18 protein-coding genes are annotated in these 18,097 nt (G+C 63.0%); 10 read left to right on the top strand and 8 right to left on the bottom strand.

What is annotated here, in order from left to right; all coding sequences use genetic code 11:
- Positions 1-26: 26 nt before the first annotated feature.
- Together PVV74_RS00535 and PVV74_RS00530 are read left to right on the top strand one after the other, a co-directional pair.
- Complete coding sequence (locus tag PVV74_RS00535; RefSeq protein ID WP_103761245.1) at positions 27-287, top strand: acyl carrier protein; 261 nt, start codon at positions 27-29, stop codon at positions 285-287.
- The gene (locus tag PVV74_RS00530; RefSeq protein WP_274591859.1) at positions 284-1,495 is read left to right on the top strand and encodes a beta-ketoacyl-[acyl-carrier-protein] synthase family protein; all 1,212 of its coding nucleotides are present in this window, start codon (positions 284-286) and stop codon (positions 1,493-1,495) included. The genes PVV74_RS00535 and PVV74_RS00530 overlap by 4 nt, the downstream gene beginning before the upstream one ends.
- A 139-nt stretch (positions 1,496-1,634) precedes the next feature.
- On the opposite strand, the gene PVV74_RS00525 is transcribed toward PVV74_RS00530, so the two are convergent.
- Positions 1,635-2,339 carry an invasion associated locus B family protein gene (locus tag PVV74_RS00525; RefSeq protein ID WP_245890359.1) on the bottom strand — a complete coding sequence of 235 codons (705 nt, stop codon included), beginning with the start codon at positions 2,337-2,339 and terminating at the stop codon, positions 1,635-1,637.
- Positions 2,340-2,868: 529 nt separating this feature from the next.
- Between PVV74_RS00525 and PVV74_RS00520 the strand changes: the two genes are divergently transcribed.
- Complete coding sequence (locus PVV74_RS00520) at positions 2,869-4,410, top strand: helicase HerA-like domain-containing protein (RefSeq protein ID WP_274591858.1); 1,542 nt, start codon at positions 2,869-2,871, stop codon at positions 4,408-4,410.
- A 228-nt stretch (positions 4,411-4,638) separates the two neighbouring features.
- On the opposite strand, the gene PVV74_RS00515 is transcribed toward PVV74_RS00520, so the two are convergent.
- Positions 4,639-5,610, bottom strand: coding sequence for a phosphotransferase (locus tag PVV74_RS00515; RefSeq protein WP_274591857.1), 972 nt, complete (start codon positions 5,608-5,610; stop codon positions 4,639-4,641).
- A gap of 103 nt (positions 5,611-5,713) precedes the next feature.
- On the opposite strand from PVV74_RS00515, the gene PVV74_RS00510 reads away from it, so the two are divergent.
- Genes PVV74_RS00510 through dxs form a run of 3 tightly spaced genes read left to right on the top strand, consistent with a single transcriptional unit; the run spans position 5,714 to position 8,789 of the window.
- The gene (locus tag PVV74_RS00510) at positions 5,714-5,956 is read left to right on the top strand and encodes an exodeoxyribonuclease VII small subunit (RefSeq protein WP_103761844.1); all 243 of its coding nucleotides are present in this window, start codon (positions 5,714-5,716) and stop codon (positions 5,954-5,956) included.
- A complete protein-coding gene (locus PVV74_RS00505) occupies positions 5,956-6,819 on the top strand; it encodes a polyprenyl synthetase family protein (protein ID WP_274591856.1) in 864 nt (287 codons plus the stop codon). Before PVV74_RS00510 ends, PVV74_RS00505 begins: the two co-directional genes overlap by 1 nt.
- A gap of 44 nt (positions 6,820-6,863) precedes the next feature.
- Complete coding sequence (dxs, locus tag PVV74_RS00500; RefSeq protein WP_274591855.1) at positions 6,864-8,789, top strand: 1-deoxy-D-xylulose-5-phosphate synthase; 1,926 nt, start codon at positions 6,864-6,866, stop codon at positions 8,787-8,789.
- 55 nt (positions 8,790-8,844) lie between these two features.
- On the opposite strand, the gene PVV74_RS00495 is transcribed toward dxs, so the two are convergent.
- Complete coding sequence (locus PVV74_RS00495) at positions 8,845-9,030, bottom strand: Flp family type IVb pilin (protein WP_103761238.1); 186 nt, start codon at positions 9,028-9,030, stop codon at positions 8,845-8,847.
- A gap of 64 nt (positions 9,031-9,094) precedes the next feature.
- Entirely contained in the window at positions 9,095-9,301 is a 207-nt protein-coding gene (locus PVV74_RS00490; RefSeq protein ID WP_146049943.1) for a hypothetical protein, read from the bottom strand.
- 562 nt (positions 9,302-9,863) lie between these two features.
- Here PVV74_RS00490 and PVV74_RS00485 point away from each other — a divergent pair.
- Entirely contained in the window at positions 9,864-10,292 is a 429-nt protein-coding gene (locus tag PVV74_RS00485; protein ID WP_103761236.1) for a hypothetical protein, read from the top strand.
- Positions 10,293-10,330: 38 nt separating this feature from the next.
- Here the strand turns inward: PVV74_RS00485 and PVV74_RS00480 are convergent, their stop codons facing one another.
- On the bottom strand, positions 10,331-11,338 hold the full coding sequence (locus PVV74_RS00480; RefSeq protein WP_103761235.1) for a GlxA family transcriptional regulator: 1,008 nt from the start codon (positions 11,336-11,338) through the stop codon (positions 10,331-10,333).
- Between the two features lie 169 nt (positions 11,339-11,507).
- Here PVV74_RS00480 and PVV74_RS00475 point away from each other — a divergent pair, with 169 nt between their 5' ends.
- Positions 11,508-12,878, top strand: a complete 1,371-nt coding sequence (locus tag PVV74_RS00475) for a class II 3-deoxy-7-phosphoheptulonate synthase (protein WP_103761234.1) — start codon at positions 11,508-11,510, stop codon at positions 12,876-12,878.
- Between the two features lie 141 nt (positions 12,879-13,019).
- Here the strand turns inward: PVV74_RS00475 and PVV74_RS00470 are convergent, their stop codons facing one another.
- Both PVV74_RS00470 and PVV74_RS00465 read right to left on the bottom strand, forming a co-directional pair.
- Entirely contained in the window at positions 13,020-13,136 is a 117-nt protein-coding gene (locus PVV74_RS00470) for a lipoprotein (RefSeq protein WP_057789274.1), read from the bottom strand.
- A 29-nt stretch (positions 13,137-13,165) separates the two neighbouring features.
- The gene (locus PVV74_RS00465; RefSeq protein ID WP_425061867.1) at positions 13,166-14,998 is read right to left on the bottom strand and encodes an extracellular solute-binding protein; all 1,833 of its coding nucleotides are present in this window, start codon (positions 14,996-14,998) and stop codon (positions 13,166-13,168) included.
- Between the two features lie 323 nt (positions 14,999-15,321).
- On the opposite strand from PVV74_RS00465, the gene PVV74_RS00460 reads away from it, so the two are divergent.
- Both PVV74_RS00460 and PVV74_RS00455 read left to right on the top strand, forming a co-directional pair.
- A complete protein-coding gene (locus PVV74_RS00460) occupies positions 15,322-16,095 on the top strand; it encodes a 3-hydroxybutyrate dehydrogenase (protein WP_103761232.1) in 774 nt (257 codons plus the stop codon).
- Between the two features lie 45 nt (positions 16,096-16,140).
- Positions 16,141-17,184 carry a patatin-like phospholipase family protein gene (locus PVV74_RS00455; RefSeq protein ID WP_425061866.1) on the top strand — a complete coding sequence of 348 codons (1,044 nt, stop codon included), beginning with the start codon at positions 16,141-16,143 and terminating at the stop codon, positions 17,182-17,184.
- A 147-nt stretch (positions 17,185-17,331) separates the two neighbouring features.
- Here PVV74_RS00455 and PVV74_RS00450 read toward each other — a convergent pair whose 3' ends face one another.
- Positions 17,332-18,075, bottom strand: a complete 744-nt coding sequence (locus PVV74_RS00450) for a DUF502 domain-containing protein (protein WP_274591853.1) — start codon at positions 18,073-18,075, stop codon at positions 17,332-17,334.
- Between the last annotated feature and the right edge of the window lie 22 nt (positions 18,076-18,097).

The raw sequence follows: 18,097 nt of genomic DNA, 5'->3' as shown, positions 1-18,097 counted from the left end.
GGTTCGCGGAAAGAACGGGGTGCACCATGGATACCAAGGACAAGGTCATCGAAATCATCGCCGAACAGGCCGTGCTTGAACCATCCGACGTCACGATGGACAGCACGCTGGAGGAACTGGGCATCGACAGCCTCGGCCTCGTGGAAAGCATTTTCGCCATCGAGGAAGCCTTCGACATCTCGGTGCCCTTCAACGCCAACGCCCCCCAGGAAAGCGATTTCGACATTTCGTCCGTCGCCTCCATCGTGGCGGGAATCGAGAAGCTGGTGGCGGAACAGAAAGCGTGAAGCGGGTCGTCATAACAGGCGCGGGCACGATCAACGCGCTCGGGGCCAGCGTGCCCGAAACGCTCGAGGCGATGCGCGAGGGCCGCTCAGGCATCTCCGAACTGGATATCCGCGACGTCGACCGGCTGGCCATCAAGATCGGCGGTCAGGTCAAGGGCTACGAGCCCGAGGAACGCTTCAACCGTCAGCAACTGGCGCTCTACGACAGGTTCACGCAATTCACCCTCGTCGCCGCCCGCGAAGCCATCGCGCAGGCCGGACTTAAGTTCGAGGGCGAACTGGCCGCGCGGGCCGGCGTGGTGCTGGGCAATTCGGGCGGCGGCATGACCACGCTGGATGAAAATTACCGCTCGGTCTACGAAGAGGGCAAGAACCGCGTTCACCCCTTCGTGGTGCCCAAGCTGATGAACAACGCCGCGGCCAGCCACGTGTCGATGGAATTCAACCTCAAAGGTCCGTCCTTCACCGTCTCGACCGCCTGCGCGTCCTCGAACCACGCCATGGCGCAGGCGTTCCAGATGGTGCACGGGGGTCTCACCCCGGTGATGATCGCCGGCGGTTCGGAATCCATGCTCTGCTTCGGCGGCGTGAAGGCGTGGGAAGGGCTGCGCGTCATGTCCAAGGACGGCTGCCGTCCGTTCTCGGCCAACCGCAATGGCATGGTGCAGGGCGAGGGCGCGGGCATCTTCGTCTTCGAGGAACTGGAACACGCCAGGGCGCGCGGCGCCGAGATCCACGCCGAGGTCGCCGGCTTCGCCATGTCCTCGGACGCCGCCGACATTGTCATGCCGTCCAAGAATGGCGCCTCGCGCGCCATTTCCGGCGCCATGCTGGACGCCAAGATCAACCCCACCGACGTGGGCTATATCAACGCCCACGGCACCGGCACCGCCGCCAATGACAAGACCGAAAGCGCCGCGGTGGCAGATGTCTTCGGCGCCCATGCCGACCGGCTGATGATCTCGTCCACCAAGTCGATGCACGGCCACCTCATCGGCGGCACCGGCGCGGTCGAACTGCTGGCCTGCATCATGGCCCTGCGCGACGGCATTGTCGCGCCCACCATCAACTATGACGAGCCCGATCCCGAATGCGCGCTCGACGTGGTTCCGAACGAGGCGCGCGAGGCAAAGGTCGACGTGGCGCTTTCGAACGCCTTCGCCTTCGGCGGCCTCAACGCGGTGCTGGCGCTCAAGCGCTTCGCCTGACGATTGGCCTGCGGCCTTACGTCCGCGCGATGGATGATTGCCAGCCTCTTCAAAGGTTCAAACCGGACAGTCCGCCCCACAGAAACGAAAAACGCCGCCCCGAAGGACGGCGTTCCAAGTCGCAAGGTGGTGATGCGGCTTACTGGTCCAGCACCGACACCTCGTTATAGGCCGCGGTAAAGCCCGCCAGCGAGGCTTCGATTTCGACCACCTGGTCGGGGGCCTGCGCCGGCACCAGCGTCAGGCGCGCAGCGGCACCTGCCTGAAACGCGTCGATGTCGGCCTGGGTGAACCCGATACGGGCAAAACAACCACCCATCGAGCAGAACGAGTAGTTGTAGTTCTTGGCCTTGCCGCCATCGACCGAGATCTTCAGCCCCTGCGGCAACAGCGTGCCCAGCGGCACCGCGATCGTGGCACCCGCCACGGCCTGGCCGTCACTGGGCAGCTTGAACAGGCTGAACTCGGCCACGGGGTTCCCGCCTTCCTCGCGCAACAGCTGGTACATCTGGCAGGGGTCTTCGCCTGCCTCACTGCGGAAGCATTGAAGCTGCCAGTCGTCGAAGGTCTCCTTGATATAGGATGGATCTTCCTGCTCCTCGCGGCCCAGGTCCAGCCCGCTGGCCGGGTCGGTCTGTCCGGCGGTATCCGCAGCGTCGTCCGTTTCCGCCTGCGCTTCGGTTTCGGTCTCCGTTTCGGTTTCAGTCTCCGATCCAGTGGCGTCCGTCTCGGTCGCCGTGGCACCATCTGCAGTGCCTTCGGTCTCTTCCGTTTCCTGTGCGCTCAACGCCGAGCCGACGCCCAGCAGAACGAGAAAGGGAAGGGTGTGCAAAAGTCTGGTCATGTGGACCCCGTTATCTAGTCTGAAATCAAGCTGCGTGCGCTCTAACATGGGTGATCGCAAGTGTCAGGATAAAACCGTAACGCCCGTGCCAGTGCAAGGCGGATTTTCGCTGCCTCTGAACCGGGGCCGTGCAGCGCTATCCTCTTGAAATAACAGCAGAACATTCCCCATGAAAAAGGAAAAGAGACCCAAAAGGTCTCTTTCCCAATTCTCCCTGCCGGACTGGCCGACTTATCTATTGAGCCGACGCTAGGACAGTTCCGACGAGCCGTCAACAGGCAATCATCAAAAAAACTTATCGAGCCATTTCAAGAGCATGCCCGCTATGGTTGTGCCCGCGCCAACCGCCGGGAACCTTGCCGCAACAAGCCCAGAAAAAGGGCCGCACCCGAAGGCGCGGCCAGTCTGACAGGGAGGAAGTCGCCCCGGACCAAGAGGACACGAGGCCCGGGACGAGATAAACACTGGCAGACAATCCTTAATTTTGTATGTTCGCATCGTGAAAAAACTTGGACGAGGGGGCAGGGGCTTGGAAAACAAGGTTTTCTTGGGCGGTGGCGGCGTCGATTACGCCGAGAAACAGGGGCTCAGCCTCAAATACGCGAACCGCCACGGCCTTATCGCCGGGGCCACGGGCACCGGCAAGACCGTCACGCTGCAGATCCTGGCCGAGGGCTTTTCCGCCGCCGGTGTCCCGGTCTTCCTGTCGGACGTCAAGGGCGACCTTTCCGGCCTCGCCGCCGCAGGATCGGCGGATTTCAAGCTGCATGAGGCCTTCATGAGCCGCGCCGAGACCATCGGCTTTACCGACTATGCCTATGACAGCTTTCCGGTGACCTTCTGGGACCTTTTCGGCGAACAGGGTCACCCCGTCCGCGCCACCGTGGCCGAAATGGGCCCGCTTCTGCTCAGCCGCCTGATGCAACTGACCGAGGCACAGGAGGGGGTGATGAACATCGCCTTTCGCGTCGCCGACGAACAGGGCCTGCCCCTGCTGGATCTCAAGGATCTACAGGCCCTTCTGGTCTGGGTCGGCGAGAACAGCAGCGAGCTTTCCCTGCGCTACGGTAACGTCTCGCGCCAATCCGTCGGGGCGATCCAGCGCTCGCTGCTCGTGCTGGAAAACCAGGGCGGTGCCCAGTTCTTTGCCGAACCCGCGCTGGAGCTGTCCGACCTGATGACCACCGCCCACGATGGCCGGGGCCAGGTCAACATCCTCGCCGCCGACAGGCTGATGGGCGCGCCGCGCCTCTACGCCACGTTCCTTCTGTGGCTTCTCAGCGAGTTGTTCGAGACGCTCCCGGAGGTCGGCGATCCCGACAAGCCCAAGCTGGTCTTCTTCTTCGACGAGGCGCACCTGCTGTTCGAGGACGCGCCCAAGGCGCTTATCGACAAGGTCGAGCAGGTCGCCCGCCTGATCCGCTCCAAGGGGGTCGGCGTCTATTTCATCACCCAGAACCCCGATGACGTGCCCGAGGATATCCTGGGCCAGCTCGGCAACCGGGTGCAGCACGCGCTGCGCGCCTTCACCGCCCGCGACCGCAAGGCGCTGGAACGCGCCGCCGAGACCTATCGCCCCAATGACCGCTTCGATACCGCCGACGCCATCCGCGATGTGGGCACCGGCGAGGCGGTGACCTCGATGCTGCAAGACAAGGGCGTGCCCGGCATCGTCGAACGCACGCTCATCCGCCCGCCATCCTCGCGCCTGGGTCCCATCGACACGGCCGCCCGCCAAGGCGTGATCGCCGCCTCGCCCGTGGCGGGCAAGTACGAGACCGTCCTGGACCGCGACTCCGCCTACGAGATCCTTGCAAAACGCGCCGAGACGGCCGCGCAAGAGGCCGAAAAGGCCGAGACCGCCGCCGAGGAGAAATCCGCCGCCGAACGCGAGTTCAACGCGGGTCGCCGCTACTCCGGGTCCCGGGTCGATCGCTCGTCCTCGCGCAGCCGCAGGGACAGCGACAGTATCGGCGGTGCCGTGATGAACGCCGTGGTCAAGGAACTGGGCGGCACCACCGGGCGCCGGATCGTGCGCGGCATTCTGGGCGGGCTCTTCAAGGGCAGGTAGCCCCATCGCCGTCCCGGTCCTTCACACGGCGCGGCAGTCGGATCCTTGGCTGCAGGAGATCCCGGATCAGGTCCGGGAAGCGGCCCGCTTTAACCAGCTCTTAACGGCTAAGGCGCACGGTTTGTTAAATTCGGTCGCCGGAACCTGGCACCGTCGCGACACCGTAGGAATACCGACGCTTTACCGACGTGGTTTTCGCACCTCCGCTGCCGTTAACCTTCGAGTCGCCTAGCGCCCGATCCGTTCCAGGTCGGCCAGCAGCGCCTCCGACATTTGCCGGGCCCGCCGCACCCGGCTTTGCGAGAGGTTCCGGGTCTCGGCCCGCAACAGCGCCTCCACCGCGATGAAGAAGGGGAGGGTCAGTTCCCGCTCTTCCGCCGACAGCCGGAACGCGTCGCAAAAGGCGATGAAGCCTTGCCGGTCCACACCAAGGCAGGCCTCGCCCGACGGGATCATCGCGCGACGGCCCATATGCATCAGGAACCGCGCCATATCCTTGTATATGGGCGCCGGACGCGACCCGCCACAGTCAATTCCGGTCACCATATTTTCGTTCACGATCAAATTGTTGGGGTGAAAGTCCCCATGCGACACGGCAAACCGCCACTGGCTTTTGTCCATCAGCGGCACCAGGCGCTGGATTTCCTGCAGGATCGGCTTTTCCACTTGTTTCAACCGGGTGAACGCCTGCGTCTTCGACGCCCGCTCGGCCCGCTTGGCCCATCCCGCGGGCTGGGCGGCGGCCTCGGTTTCGGTGCATTCCGTATAAGCCCGCAACCACCGCGCCGCGGGCTCCAGGTACCGCGCCCGCTCGGCCTCCGGCGCGCGGTAGATCCATTGCAGCAAGGGCGTGCCCTCGACCTCCGACACCGCCAGAAGGCCGGCTTCGGGTGCAAATCCCAGCGGCGCGCAGACCCGCAATTCGCCTTCACGCATCTTTGGCCAGATACGGCACAGCTCGTTCCAGTCCCGTGTGCAGTCCTCGACCCGGTCGAGATAGAGCCGGAACACCGCCCGCTGCCCCCCGATCCGGCCACGCAGCACGACCCGCTTACCCGCAACCTCGCGGATGAGCTCCGTCACCTGAGCCGTTGAAAACGCGGCATCTTCCGCCGTCGCAGAATCCAGCCGCCGGGCGACTAGACTGGACAAGTCGGGGTCGGCCACGGGCGCGGCATCGGACGTGGAAAAGGGCTTCATGGCCGGTATCCTTCCCCATGCCCTGCGGGGCGTCAACCGAATTGAAGCCCGCGCCGCGCACCGCTATGGTGCCTGTTGAAAACCCATGCAAGAGGCCCCTGAAATGGACGACGACGCGATCAACACCATGTCTTTCGAACAGGCGATGAAGGCGCTCGAGGACGTTGTCACCCGGCTGGAGCGCGGCGACGTGCCGCTGGACGAATCCATCGCCCTGTACGAGCAGGGGGCCAAGCTGAAAAAGCGCTGCGAAACCAAGCTGAAAGAAGCCGAAGAGAAAGTCGCGGCCATCACGCTCGACGGCGAGGGCACCCCCAAGGGTACCACCCCGGTCGAGGGGCTCTGATGCTTCAGTCCGCGCTCGCGGCGGACGCGACGGCCATCCGACGCTGCCTCGAGGCGCAAATCACCGGCGATCTTCCCCTGCATGCAGCGATGCGCCACGCGCTCTTCGGCGGCAAGGCTCTGCGCGGCTTTCTGGTGATGGAAACGGCCCGTTTGCACGATGTTAATCCTTCGCGGGCAGTCTTTCCCGCGGCAGGAATCGAGGCAATGCACGCCTACAGCCTGGTGCATGACGATCTGCCCTGCATGGATGACGACGACCTGCGTCGTGGGCAGCCCACGGTGCACGTGAAATGGGACAAAGGCACAGCCGTTCTTGTGGGCGACGCACTGCAATCGCTGGCGTTCGAACTTGCGGCCCATCCCGAGGGCGCCGACACATCCGAGGCCCGCGCCGAGCTTGCGCTGACGCTGGCGCGCGCAGCGGGAAAGGACGGCATGGTCTTGGGGCAGGCCCTTGATATCGCGGCGGAAACAGCGCCGGACCCATTGACGTTGGACCAAATCATCGCGCTGCAGGATGGCAAGACCGGCGCGCTTTTCGGCTGGGCTGCCTGCGCAGGCGCGGCCATGGCCCGCGCCGACATTGCGCCGCTCGCCGCCTATGCCAAGGCGCTTGGCCTGGCGTTCCAGATCCAGGACGACGTCATTGACGAGACGGGGGATGCCGCCGCCGTGGGCAAGGCGGTGGGCAAGGACGCCGCCGCCGGCAAGGCCACGTTCGTGTCGCTTCTCGGTCTCGAAGGGGCGCGACGGCGCGCCGCTGCCCTTGTTGACACCGCCTGTGACAGCTTATCTGCTTACGGAGAGGGGGCCGACCGCTTGCGCGACTTGGCCCGCTTCGTTATCTCGCGGCAGAGCTAGCCGCCCGGTCCAGGCCGGCAGCCAAATTCAAGGAGCGGCGACGCGTGACACGCCCCCAGACCCCCTTGCTGGACACGGTGTCCAGCCCCGCCGAGCTCAAGCGTTTCTCCGATGCGGAGCTGCGTCAATTGGCCGACGAACTGCGCACCGAAACCATTTCGGCCGTGTCGGAGACCGGTGGGCATCTGGGCGCGGGCCTCGGCGTGATCGAACTGACCGTCGCGCTGCACCACGTTTTCGACGCGCCGCGGGACAAGATCATCTGGGACGTGAGCCACCAGTGCTATCCGCACAAGATCCTGACCGGCCGCCGTGACCGTATCCGCACCATCCGGCAGGAGGGGGGCCTCAGCGGCTTTACCAAGCGCTCTGAAAGCCCCTACGACCCTTTCGGTGCCGCGCATAGCTCCACGTCGATCTCCGCCGCCCTGGGTTTTGCCGCGGCGCGCGACCTCGGCGGGGCCAGCGACACCGGCCATGGCGATGCCATCGCGGTGATCGGCGACGGGGCAATGTCTGCTGGCATGGCCTTTGAGGCGATGAACCACGCGGGCCACCTGAACAAACGCCTGATCGTGATCCTTAACGATAACGAGATGTCCATCGCCCCGCCCGTGGGGGCGCTGTCATCCTACCTGTCGCGCCTCTATGCGGGTGAACCGTTCCAGGAGTTCAAGGCCGCCGCCAAAGGTGCGGTGTCACTGCTGCCCGAGCCGTTCCAGATGGGCGCGAAACGGGCCAAGGAGGTGCTCAAGGGCATGGCCGTGGGCGGGACGCTGTTCGAACAGCTGGGGTTCAGCTATCTCGGTCCGATCGACGGGCATGACATGGACCAGTTGTTGCCGGTACTGCGCACGGTCAAGGCCCGCGCGCAGGGTCCGATCCTGATCCACATGATCACCAAGAAAGGCAAGGGCTATGCCCCCGCCGAAGGCCGGCGCGACGGGGGGCACGCGACCGCGAAATTCGACGTGGTCACGGGCGAGCAGAAGAAATCGCCCTCGAACGCGCCCAGCTATACCAAGGTCTTTGCCGAGGCGCTGCTGAAACACGCCGCCGAGGATGACCGGATCTGCGGCGTCACCGCCGCCATGCCGGACGGCACCGGGCTGGACCTGTTCGAGAAGCGTTACCCGTCGCGCTGTTTTGACGTCGGCATCGCCGAGCAGCACGCCGTCACCTTCTCCGCCGGGCTGGCCGCGGGCGGAATGCGGCCGTTCTGTGCGATTTACTCCACCTTCCTGCAACGCGGGTTCGACCAGGTCGTGCACGATGTCGCCATCCAACGCCTTCCGGTGCGCTTCGCGATCGACCGCGCGGGGCTGGTTGGGGCCGACGGCGCCACCCATGCGGGCAGCTTCGACGTGGCCTTTCTTTCAAACCTGCCGGGCTTTACCGTCATGGCCGCCGCCGATGAGGCCGAGCTGGTGCACATGGTCGCGACCGCCGCGGCGCATGACAGCGGGCCCATCGCGTTCCGCTATCCCCGCGGTGAGGGTGAGGGCGTCACGATGCCCGAACGCGGCGAGGTGCTGGAGATCGGCAAGGGCCGCATGATCCGCGAAGGCTCGCGCGTTGCGATCCTGTCCTTCGGCACCCGTCTTGGCGAGGTGATGAAGGCCTGCGAGGGGCTGGGCGCGCGGGGTATCACGCCGACCGTGGCCGATGCGCGGTTCTCAAAGCCTCTGGACACCGACCTGATCGACCGACTGGCCGCGGATCACGATGCGCTGATCACGATCGAGGAGGGCGCCATCGGCGGGTTCGGCAGCCACGTGGCGCACCACCTGGCAGAGCAGGGTGTGTTCGACGAAGGCTTGCGGTTCCGCTCGATGGTGCTGCCGGACATTTTCATTGATCAGGCGAGCCCGGCCGACATGTACGCCGTGGCCGGGCTCAATGCCGCGCAGATCGAGGCGAAGGTGCTGGATGTGCTTGGGGTTGGCCAGATCGCGGGAAGACGAGCCTGAGCGGGCTACACCGGATCGGCGCGACGGATGGCCCGCAGCATCGGGCGCGTCCGGCTCATTGATCTTCGACGGACTTGACCGAGATGCCTTGCTCTAGTGCCGACGCCAGATTGTTAACCCCGCCTTGTGCGGTTTGCAGTGCGCCCAGGCAAAGCCAGGTGACGGCCGCCGCCATCACGACCCAGTCCACGGTCACGGCGCCGTCTTCTTCGGCGATGAATTTCTGGAGTGCGGAAAACATGGCAGTGTCTTTCCTAGTTGGTTGCGGAGCCGGTGCCCTTGGCGTTGCCGGCGAAAGTTAAGGTTCAGGGGTCAACACCCTCGACTGTCTTCGTTTCGACCGACGTCTTGATCGAGTCGGCAAGGCCAAAGGTTCCGTCCCGGGCCGTGCCGACTGTCAGGCATCCAAGGCAGATCACGCTGAAGCCAAGAACGATCCAGTCAACGCTCACCACGCCGGTGTCGTCGGTCAGAAAGTTTCTCAGGTGGTCCAGCATCCGGCTTCGGGCCATTGGTATTGTCTCGGTCTTTCGAAGTTGCCGCGTTTCGAAAGCAGCTTCGGCACGCATCGACGAGGATGAAGGTGGGTCTGAAATGGGGCGGAAATGTGGCAAATGGGGCAAAAGCGGGATGTTAACCTTTTCTAGGGCCAAATTTATGCCCCTTTCTGTGATGCCGAGATTTCAATGGAGCCGCATGTCGAAAACCGTTGAGTAGAGCGAAACAGTCAAACCGGGTCGGACAACGCAAATGCCATCTGATTGTCACATTGCACGAATCAATTTTAGCAAATTTTGCGTTGTCAGCGGATATGCTCAGTCTGCCTGATCAAGCGTAGCGCCTTTGAAAAAAGGCCGGTGCGCCGAGCTACGATACAAGCACCGCGACGCAAGCGCCCAAAGTGAGCAGAAATTTGAACCCACGCGCCTCATTTTGACCCAGTTTCGACGGGCAGCCTCCACAGAAGACCTTAGCGCAGGGCGTCAGCCGTGTAGGACCGCGACCTCTAGGCAATCAGGACCGTTCATGGCAACCTGACTGCGATATCGTTTTGGGAATATTGGGATTAGAAGCATGTCCAGATATTTCGCCGCCCTGCTTGCCATCGTGACGATCAACTTGGCGGCTCCCTCTGCTGCACAAGAGAACCCCGAGTCTGTCTTTCGGGATTATGACCACATGCGCAGCATCATGGATGACGGCATGATGAACCAGAACATCGTCATGCTGATGCGCGCGTTCGGTGCGTCCGACGAGATGACGGCCGACGAATTGCAAAGCCTCGAGGCACAGGTGAAAGCGCTCTTTCCCAAGCCGCTGGATACGGTCGAAGTCATGAAATCCGAAAAGCTGGGCGATCATTGGACGCGCGAGATGTACGTCTACTACAGCGGAATCAATTACATCTACGCCTTGGTGCTGTTTCATACACGGCCAGACGCCGTGGTCGCCGTCAACTTCAAGTTCAACACCGATCCCATTGTTCTGCTGGGCGAATTCTGAGCCACCGGGGCAGGGCGGTTACACCCGAGGCGCGTGAACTAGACAGACAGCCTTGCCGCCTGGCTGCCACGCTCGCGGTAGGGCGTGGTGTTGTAATGCGAACGGTAGCATTTCGAGAAATGCGACGGCGAGGCAAAGCCACAGGCAAGGGCCACGTTGATCACTGTCATGTCGGTCTGCATCAGCAGGTTGCGGGCTTTTTGCAGGCGCAGTTCCATGTAGTAGCGCTTCGGCGAACGGTTCAGATAACGCCGGAACAGCCGCTCCAGCTGCCGCGTGGACATGGCCACCTGCTTGGCCAATATCGCGGGGCTGATCGGCTCCTCGATATTGCTCTCCATCATCTGGATGACCTGGCTGAGCTTGGGATGCCGGACCCCGATGCGCGTGGGCACGGACAGCCGCTGCGTGTCCTGGTCGGTGCGGATCGAGGAATAGATCATCTGGTCGGCCACTGCGTTGGCCAACTGCTCGCCATGGTCGTCGGCGATGAGTTTCAGCATCAGGTCGATGGACGAGGTGCCACCGGCCGTCGACATGCGGTTTCCGTCGACCACGAAGACGGACTTCGTCAGTTCCACCTCGTCGAATTCCTCGGTAAAGCTGTCGTGGTTTTCCCAGTGGATCGTCGCGCGCTTGCCATCCAGCAGCCCGGCCTTGGCCATGATATAGGACGCCGTGCAAAGCCCGCCGATCCGCGGGCCCCGGCGCGCTTCGCGGCGCAGCCAGTTCAGCATTTTCTTGGTAGCCGCTGTCTGGATGTTGGCTCCGCCACACAAAAGGACGACGTCCTCGCGGCGCAACTCCTCAAGCCCGATATCGACCTTGAACCGCGTTCCTGCCGAGCAGGATACGGTCTCCTCGTCGTCGGAGTCACCCGCCATAACCCATTCGTACAGGGTCTCGCCGGCCATGCGATTGGCGATACGCAAACAATCAAGCGCCGAGGCAAAGCTCAGCAGCGAGAAATTCTCCAGCAATACGAAAACGAAACGTTTTGGCCCGGACGTGGGGCCAGCGCTTGTTTTGGTCGCTTCCGTGCGCATGTTCTCTACTCCCTGCGCAATGGCCTATCGGATAGCTGTTCCACGAAAACCGCGAGGTTGGCAAGAGCACCGGCGGTCAATTTCCGACATATTCTGTCGAACTCGTATGGTGTCGTCCGGCCTGCTTTAGTATAGACGGGTCTCGTAATTCGATGAGCGGAGAAGAACGATGAGCGATTGGCAGAAATCGGACTGGCGCAGCAAGCCGCGGATCCAAATGCCCGATTACACCGATGCAGAGGCGCTGCAAGCGGTGGAGTCGAAGCTGTCCAAGTATCCGCCTCTGGTGTTTGCTGGCGAAGCACGACGCCTGAAGAAAGAGCTCGGCGCAGCATCGCGGGGCGAAGCGTTCCTGTTGCAGGGCGGTGATTGTGCAGAAGCGTTCGACCAATTCTCGGCCGACGCGATCCGCGACACGTTCAAGGTGATGCTGCAGATGGCGATGGTGCTGACTTACGGTGCCAAGGTGCCGGTGATCAAGGTCGGACGCATGGCCGGTCAGTTCGCCAAGCCGCGCTCGGCACCGACCGAGGTGGTCGATGGCATGGAATTGCCCAGCTACCGCGGCGACATCATCAACGAGCTGGCCTTCACGCCGGAGGCACGGATCCCCGATCCGAACAAGATGCTGCAGGCCTACACGCAGGCGGCCGCCACGCTGAACCTCCTGCGGGCTTTTTCAACCGGGGGTTATGCCGACGTGAACCAGGTGCATGCTTGGACGCTTGGTTTTACCGACGGCGAAAAGGCGGAACGCTACCGCGAGATGGCGTCGCGCATTTCCGACACGCTGGACTTCATGCGTGCGGCGGGCGTCGACAGCGCCAGCGCTCCGACGCTGCACTCGGTCGATTTTTATACCTCGCACGAAAGCCTGCTGCTGGAATACGAAGAGGCGCTGGCGCGCGTGGACTCGACCTCGGGCAACTGGCTGGCGGGGTCGGGGCACATGCTGTGGATCGGCGACCGCACGCGGCAGCCGGACGGCGCACATGTTGAATTCCTGCGCGGCGTGCTGAACCCGATCGGCCTGAAATGCGGCCCGACGATGGAAACGGATGACCTGAAAAAGCTGATGGCGACGCTGAACCCGGAAAACGAGGCCGGGCGTCTGACGCTGATCGCACGCTTCGGTGCGGGCAAGGCGGGCGAACACCTGCCACGTCTTATCAAGACTGTTCGCGAAGAGGGGGCCAACGTGACCTGGGTCTGCGACCCGATGCATGGCAATACTATCAAGTCGGCCTCGGGCTACAAGACGCGCCCCTTCGACAGCGTGCTGCGCGAAGTGCAGGAATTTTTCGGCGTGCACCGGGCCGAGGGCACCATCCCCGGTGGCGTGCATTTCGAGATGACGGGTCAGGACGTGACCGAGTGCACCGGCGGCGTGCGGGCGGTGACCGAAGAGGACCTGTCGGACCGTTACCACACGGCCTGCGATCCGCGGCTGAACGCCTCTCAGGCGCTTGAGCTGGCCTTCCTCGTGGCGCAGGAACTGTCGGACCTGCGCGAAAGCCGGGCGGCTCAGAAAGTCAGCTGAAGCGATTGAAAAGAAAAGGAAAAGGCCGGCGCATTCGCGTCGGCCTTTTTTCGCGGAGCACCGTGAACGCGCGCGCAAAAACGCATTCGCCTTCGTGACCGAAGACGTGAAAAGGTTCTGCCTGGCAGCTTTAGCGCGGCCTCAGAACCAGCTTTGAACGCCGCGCGACGCGCCGGAAATATCCCGGCCGACACCTTCGATCGTGGCGCAGCCAGACAGGGCTGCGGCGATCAGCGCGAAAACAGCGATTTTCCTCATGATACCTGCTCGATTGTTACTGTCGTTTTTTATTGTTCACTTGCCTCGGACCACCAGACCTCGGGCAGGAACCAGATCCCGTCCCCGTAGACCGGCAGTCGGTCGGAAGGGTATTTCAAGTGGCTGAGATGCGCAATCCTGCCGACGGCATACTCGTGGATCGGGATGACATAGCGACCTGAAATCAACACCCTGTCCAGCGCGCGCACAGCGGCGACAAAGTCTTCGCGGCTGGTGGCGTTCAGCATAGTGTCGATCATCGCCTCGGCGGCGGGGGACTTCATGCCCATCACGTTGCGGCTGCCGGGGAAGTCGGCGTACTCGGCGCCCCAGTAATATATCTGCTCGTTGCCGGGGCTGAGCGAGAACGCGCGGCGAAAGAAGGTGAGGTCGAAATCGAAATTCTGCTCGCGCTCGTTGTACTGCGCGGGATCGGTGGTCTCAACGGTCAGGTCGATGCCGAGACGCTCCAGCGCCTGGGCGTAGATCTCCATGTAGGTCACGGCCTGCTGCAGCAGCCCGTCCTGACGCAAAAGTACGGTCAGCTCCAATTGCGCGCCCTCGGCATTGCGCAATTCGCCCTCTTCGACGGTCCACCCGGCTTCGTTCAGCAGGTTCATCGCCTTGCGGATATTGCCGCGGTTGCGCTTGGTGCCGTCGCCGTGGGGCACCGTGTAGCCCTCCAAAGCCCCGGGCAGAAGCGTATCGGCGTAAGGTTCCAGCAACGCGCGCACGCGGCCCGTTGCGGGGCCGTCGCGCATACCCAGTTCGGAGCCCGAAAAGTAGGAAGTGATGCGCGGCTGCCGTCCGCCGGTCAGCGTGTCGTTGATATATTCGAAATTGAAGGCGAGGATCAGCGCCTCGCGCACGCGCCAATCGTCGAGCGGCGCGCGGCGGGTGTTGAACACGAAGCCGGTCATGCCCGAGGGCTTGCCGTGCGGGATTTCCGACAAGGTGACATCCCCGGACTGCACGGCCGGAAAGTCGTATTGCGTCGCCCATTTCTCGGCGTTCAGTTCGCGAACGTAAGAGATCGCTTGCGCCTTGAACGCTTCTTTCAGAACGGCATCGTCGCCGTAGAACTCGATGCGGATCTCGTCGAAATTGTTGGTGCCACGCCGAAAAGGCAAGTCATTGCCCCAGTACTCCGGGTTGCGCTTCAGCGTCACATGCCGCCCGACTTCATAGTCCGCGACCACGTAAGGCGCCGAACCGATGGGCACGTCGGCCAGCGCGGCCTCGGAGAAATCCTTGCCTTCCCACTGGGCCTTTTTAAGGATCGGCCGCAGACCGGCAATGAGGGCCAATTCGCGGTCCTCTGTGTTGAAGGTCAGCCGGACGCTGCGCGGGCCTGTGGCCTCGATCTTTTCGACCTTCTGCCAGAAGCCGCGATAGCGACCGTGACCTTCGGTGCCAATGGTCTGGTAGGACCAGATCACGTCGTCGACCGTGACGGGGGTGCCGTCGGAAAATTCGGCCTCTTCGCGCAGGGTGAATTCGACCCATTCACGGTCGGGACCCGTTTCGACCGATTCGGCCAGAAGGCCGTAAAGCGAGAACGGCTCGTCATAGGAGCGGCCCATCAGCGACTCGTGCGTGAGGTGGCGCAACTGCCAGGGTGGTTCGCCTTTCTGGACGAATGGATTGAGGCTGTCGAAGCTGCCGACATTGCCGCTGACCAGCCGACCGCCCTTGGGCGCATCGGGGTTGGCGTAGGGTAGGGACACGAAATCTGGGGGCAGGGCGGGGTCGCCGTACATAGCTATGCCATGCGACGGCTCGGCCATGCCGGGCGCGGCCGCTAAACCGGCGCCAAGAATCGCGACTGCGCGCAGCGCGCGGTGGAAAAAATCTAATCCCATTTGGGCAACAATCCTGCTCGGGCCTTGTTTGTCTGACCAACGAGGTTAAAGGCGGATTTACGTCTTTTCAAACTTTTAGCTTGGATCATCACGATGAATTGCGTATAAAGGTGTCACTGCTCGATAGGTTTCTTGCCTGTATGAAACCTGCCTCAATAACTTAACGCCGGCCTTGTGCCGGCGTTTTTTTTACGCGATCGGCAGTTTTTTCTCAACATGACCAACATGCGCCCATATGCGCCAAAACCCGTGTATGGCAGGTTTTCAACGGCCCGCGAAACGCGCTAGGTCTGACGAGCAAGTTAACAAAAGGGTGCTGTCTCATGTCTCTCGCCGGAAAAACCGCAATCGTCACCGGATCGACCTCGGGAATCGGTCTTGGAATCGCCACTTCTCTGGCCGAGGCAGGAGCGCGTGTCGTGCTGAACGGGCGGGCCGCGCGGGACGAGAATTACGAAATCGCGGAAAGAATTCGTAAAGACACCGGGGCGGAGGTGGAATTCATCGCCGCGGACATGAGCGACCCCGAGGCCTGCCGCAGGCTGATCGAGGAGGCCGGAGGTTGTGACATCTTGGTGAACAATGCGGGCGTGCAGCACGTGGCGGGCATCCCGGACTTCCCGGTCGAGAAATGGGACCAGATCATCGCGGTGAACCTGAGCTCGGCCTTTCACACCACCGCCGCCGCGCTGCCGGTGATGCGCGAACGGGGTTGGGGCCGAATAATCAACATCGCCAGCGCCCATGGCCTGACCGCGAGCCCGTTCAAATCGGCCTATGTGGCGGCCAAGCACGGGATCGTGGGGCTGACCAAAGTGACGGCGCTGGAGACGGCGGAAGAGCCGATCACCTGCAACGCGATCTGCCCCGGCTACGTGATGACGCCGCTGGTGGAAAAGCAGATCCCGGACACGATGGAAAAATACGGCATGGGCCGCGACGAGGTGATCCGCGAGGTGATCCTGGAACGCCAGCCGTCCAAGCAGATGGCGACGGTGGAGCAGATGGGCGGGACGACGGTCTTCCTGTGTTCCTCTTCCGCAGAGCAGATCACCGGCACGACGATCAGTGTCGATGGCGGCTGGACGGCGCTGTGACAGGACGGGCCGAGGGGCCAGCCCCTCGGGCTCCCCGGGATATTTATGGCCAGAAGAAGAGCGTGTGACTTGGGTGGCAAACGGATCAATCTGGCATTGCAGGGCGGGGGCGCCCACGGGGCGTTTACCTGGGGTGTTCTGGACCGACTTCTGGAGGAGGAAGCGATTGAGATCGCAGGCATTTCCGGCACGTCAGCCGGGGCGCTGAACGGGGCGGCGCTGAAGGCCGGCCTGTTGGCCGGAGGCCGGGAGGGGGCGCGCGAGAACCTTGATTGGCTTTGGGCGCAGATGGGCGCGGTGGAGGATTTTCGCCTGCCCGCGTGGATGGCGGGCCGGTTGCCCGGGATCGGCACGTTCAGCGACGTGCTGGAGCTGTCGCCGGCCTATACGCTGGCCGACGCGGCAAGCCGGGCCATCTCGCCCTATGCCTATGGTCCGTTCTACGTGAACCCTTTGCGGCGGGTGGTGGACAGGTTCGCCTATGACAGGGTCTGCAAGATCTGCGAGCCGCAATTCTTTGTCGGCGCCACCAACGTGCATACCGGCAAGATTCGGGTGTTCGAGGGCGATGCGATCACGTCAGACAGCCTGCTGGCCTCGGCCTGTCTGCCGACGCTGTTCCAGGCGGTCGAGATTGACGGCGCGCATTACTGGGATGGGGGGTACAGCGGGAATCCTGCACTATTTCCGTTATACCGCAAGGAGTTGCCGGACGACATCGTGGTCGTCAACATCAACCCGCTGGTGCGCGAAGAGGTGCCGAAATCGCCGCAGGAGATCCAGAACCGGATCAACGAGATCAGCTTTAACGCCGCGCTTCTGCGGGAGTTGCGGGCGGTTCATTTCGTGCAGGGCCTGATCGATGCCGGCACCATCGCGGAGGGTGCGATGAAGCGGGTCAGGGTGCACATGATCGCCGATGACGACCTGATGCGGGAGCTGTCGGTGGCCACGAAACTGGTGCCGAGCCCGCTGGTGCTGGACCGGCTGAAACGGGCCGGACGGGCGGCGGCAGAGCGGTTCCTGGAGACGGATTTCGAGGCTGTCGGAACGCGCGATACGGTCGATCTGGAGGCGATGTTCGGCTGAGTCGCCGCCGCATGGTTAACGGCGCCGGACAGGCCAAAACCGGACGTCGGTATCGCGTCGGTATTCCAGAGGTATTGCGACGGTGCGAAAATCCCGTTCGGCGCGGATCAAGAGACCGGTTGCCGCATTTACCGGCCGGTAACCATTTCAGTGCTCACTGTCGGGCGGGACCACCTTGCCATTCTGCCCCGGATAAACCAGCCCGGCGGAGATCACCAGCTTGGCCGCGTCCTCGATCGACATGTCCAGCTCGATCACGTCGGAGCGTGGAAAGAACAGCAGGAAGCCCGAGGTCGGGTTCGGTGTCGTGGGCACGAAGACGCTGAGCATGTCCTCTGATATCTGCGCCTTTTCGGCGACCTCGCCCTTGGCCTGGGTCGAGATGAAGCCGACGGCCCAGATGCCCTTGCGCGGGTACTGGATGAGGCAGGCCTTTTCGAAGCTGCGTTCGGATTGGGCAAAGACCGTCTCGGCGATCTGCTTGACCCCGGAATAGATCGAGCGGACGACCGGCATCCGGTCCACCAGGCTTTCGCCGTAGCGGATGAGCGAGCGGCCGATCAGGCCCTTGGCGACCCAGCCCACGAAAAGCGTGAACACGAGAAAGACGATCACGCCCACGCCGCGAATGTTGAAGTGGACCCAGTCGGCATCGTCGGGGCGCGTGTTGCCCAGAACGAAGCGGTTGATCAGGTATTCCGGCTGATAGATGTCCGGGACAAACGGCAGAACGAACCCGTCGACCCAGCCGACCAGCGTCCAGATCAACCAGATGGTCAGAACAACCGGCGCAATCACCACGATGCCGGTCAGAAAGCTGGCGCGCAGCCCCGCGAACCGTCCGGGTTTCTTGGGCGGGGGCGGGGGATCTTCGTCGAAAGGGGTGTTCATTGGCGCCTTCGGGGGTTCTGTC

Origin of the sequence: Roseovarius sp. SK2 (assembly GCF_028807495.1) — a bacterium.
Classification (GTDB): domain Bacteria; phylum Pseudomonadota; class Alphaproteobacteria; order Rhodobacterales; family Rhodobacteraceae; genus Roseovarius; species Roseovarius confluentis.
This window is presented reverse-complemented; position numbering and strand designations above follow the sequence as displayed.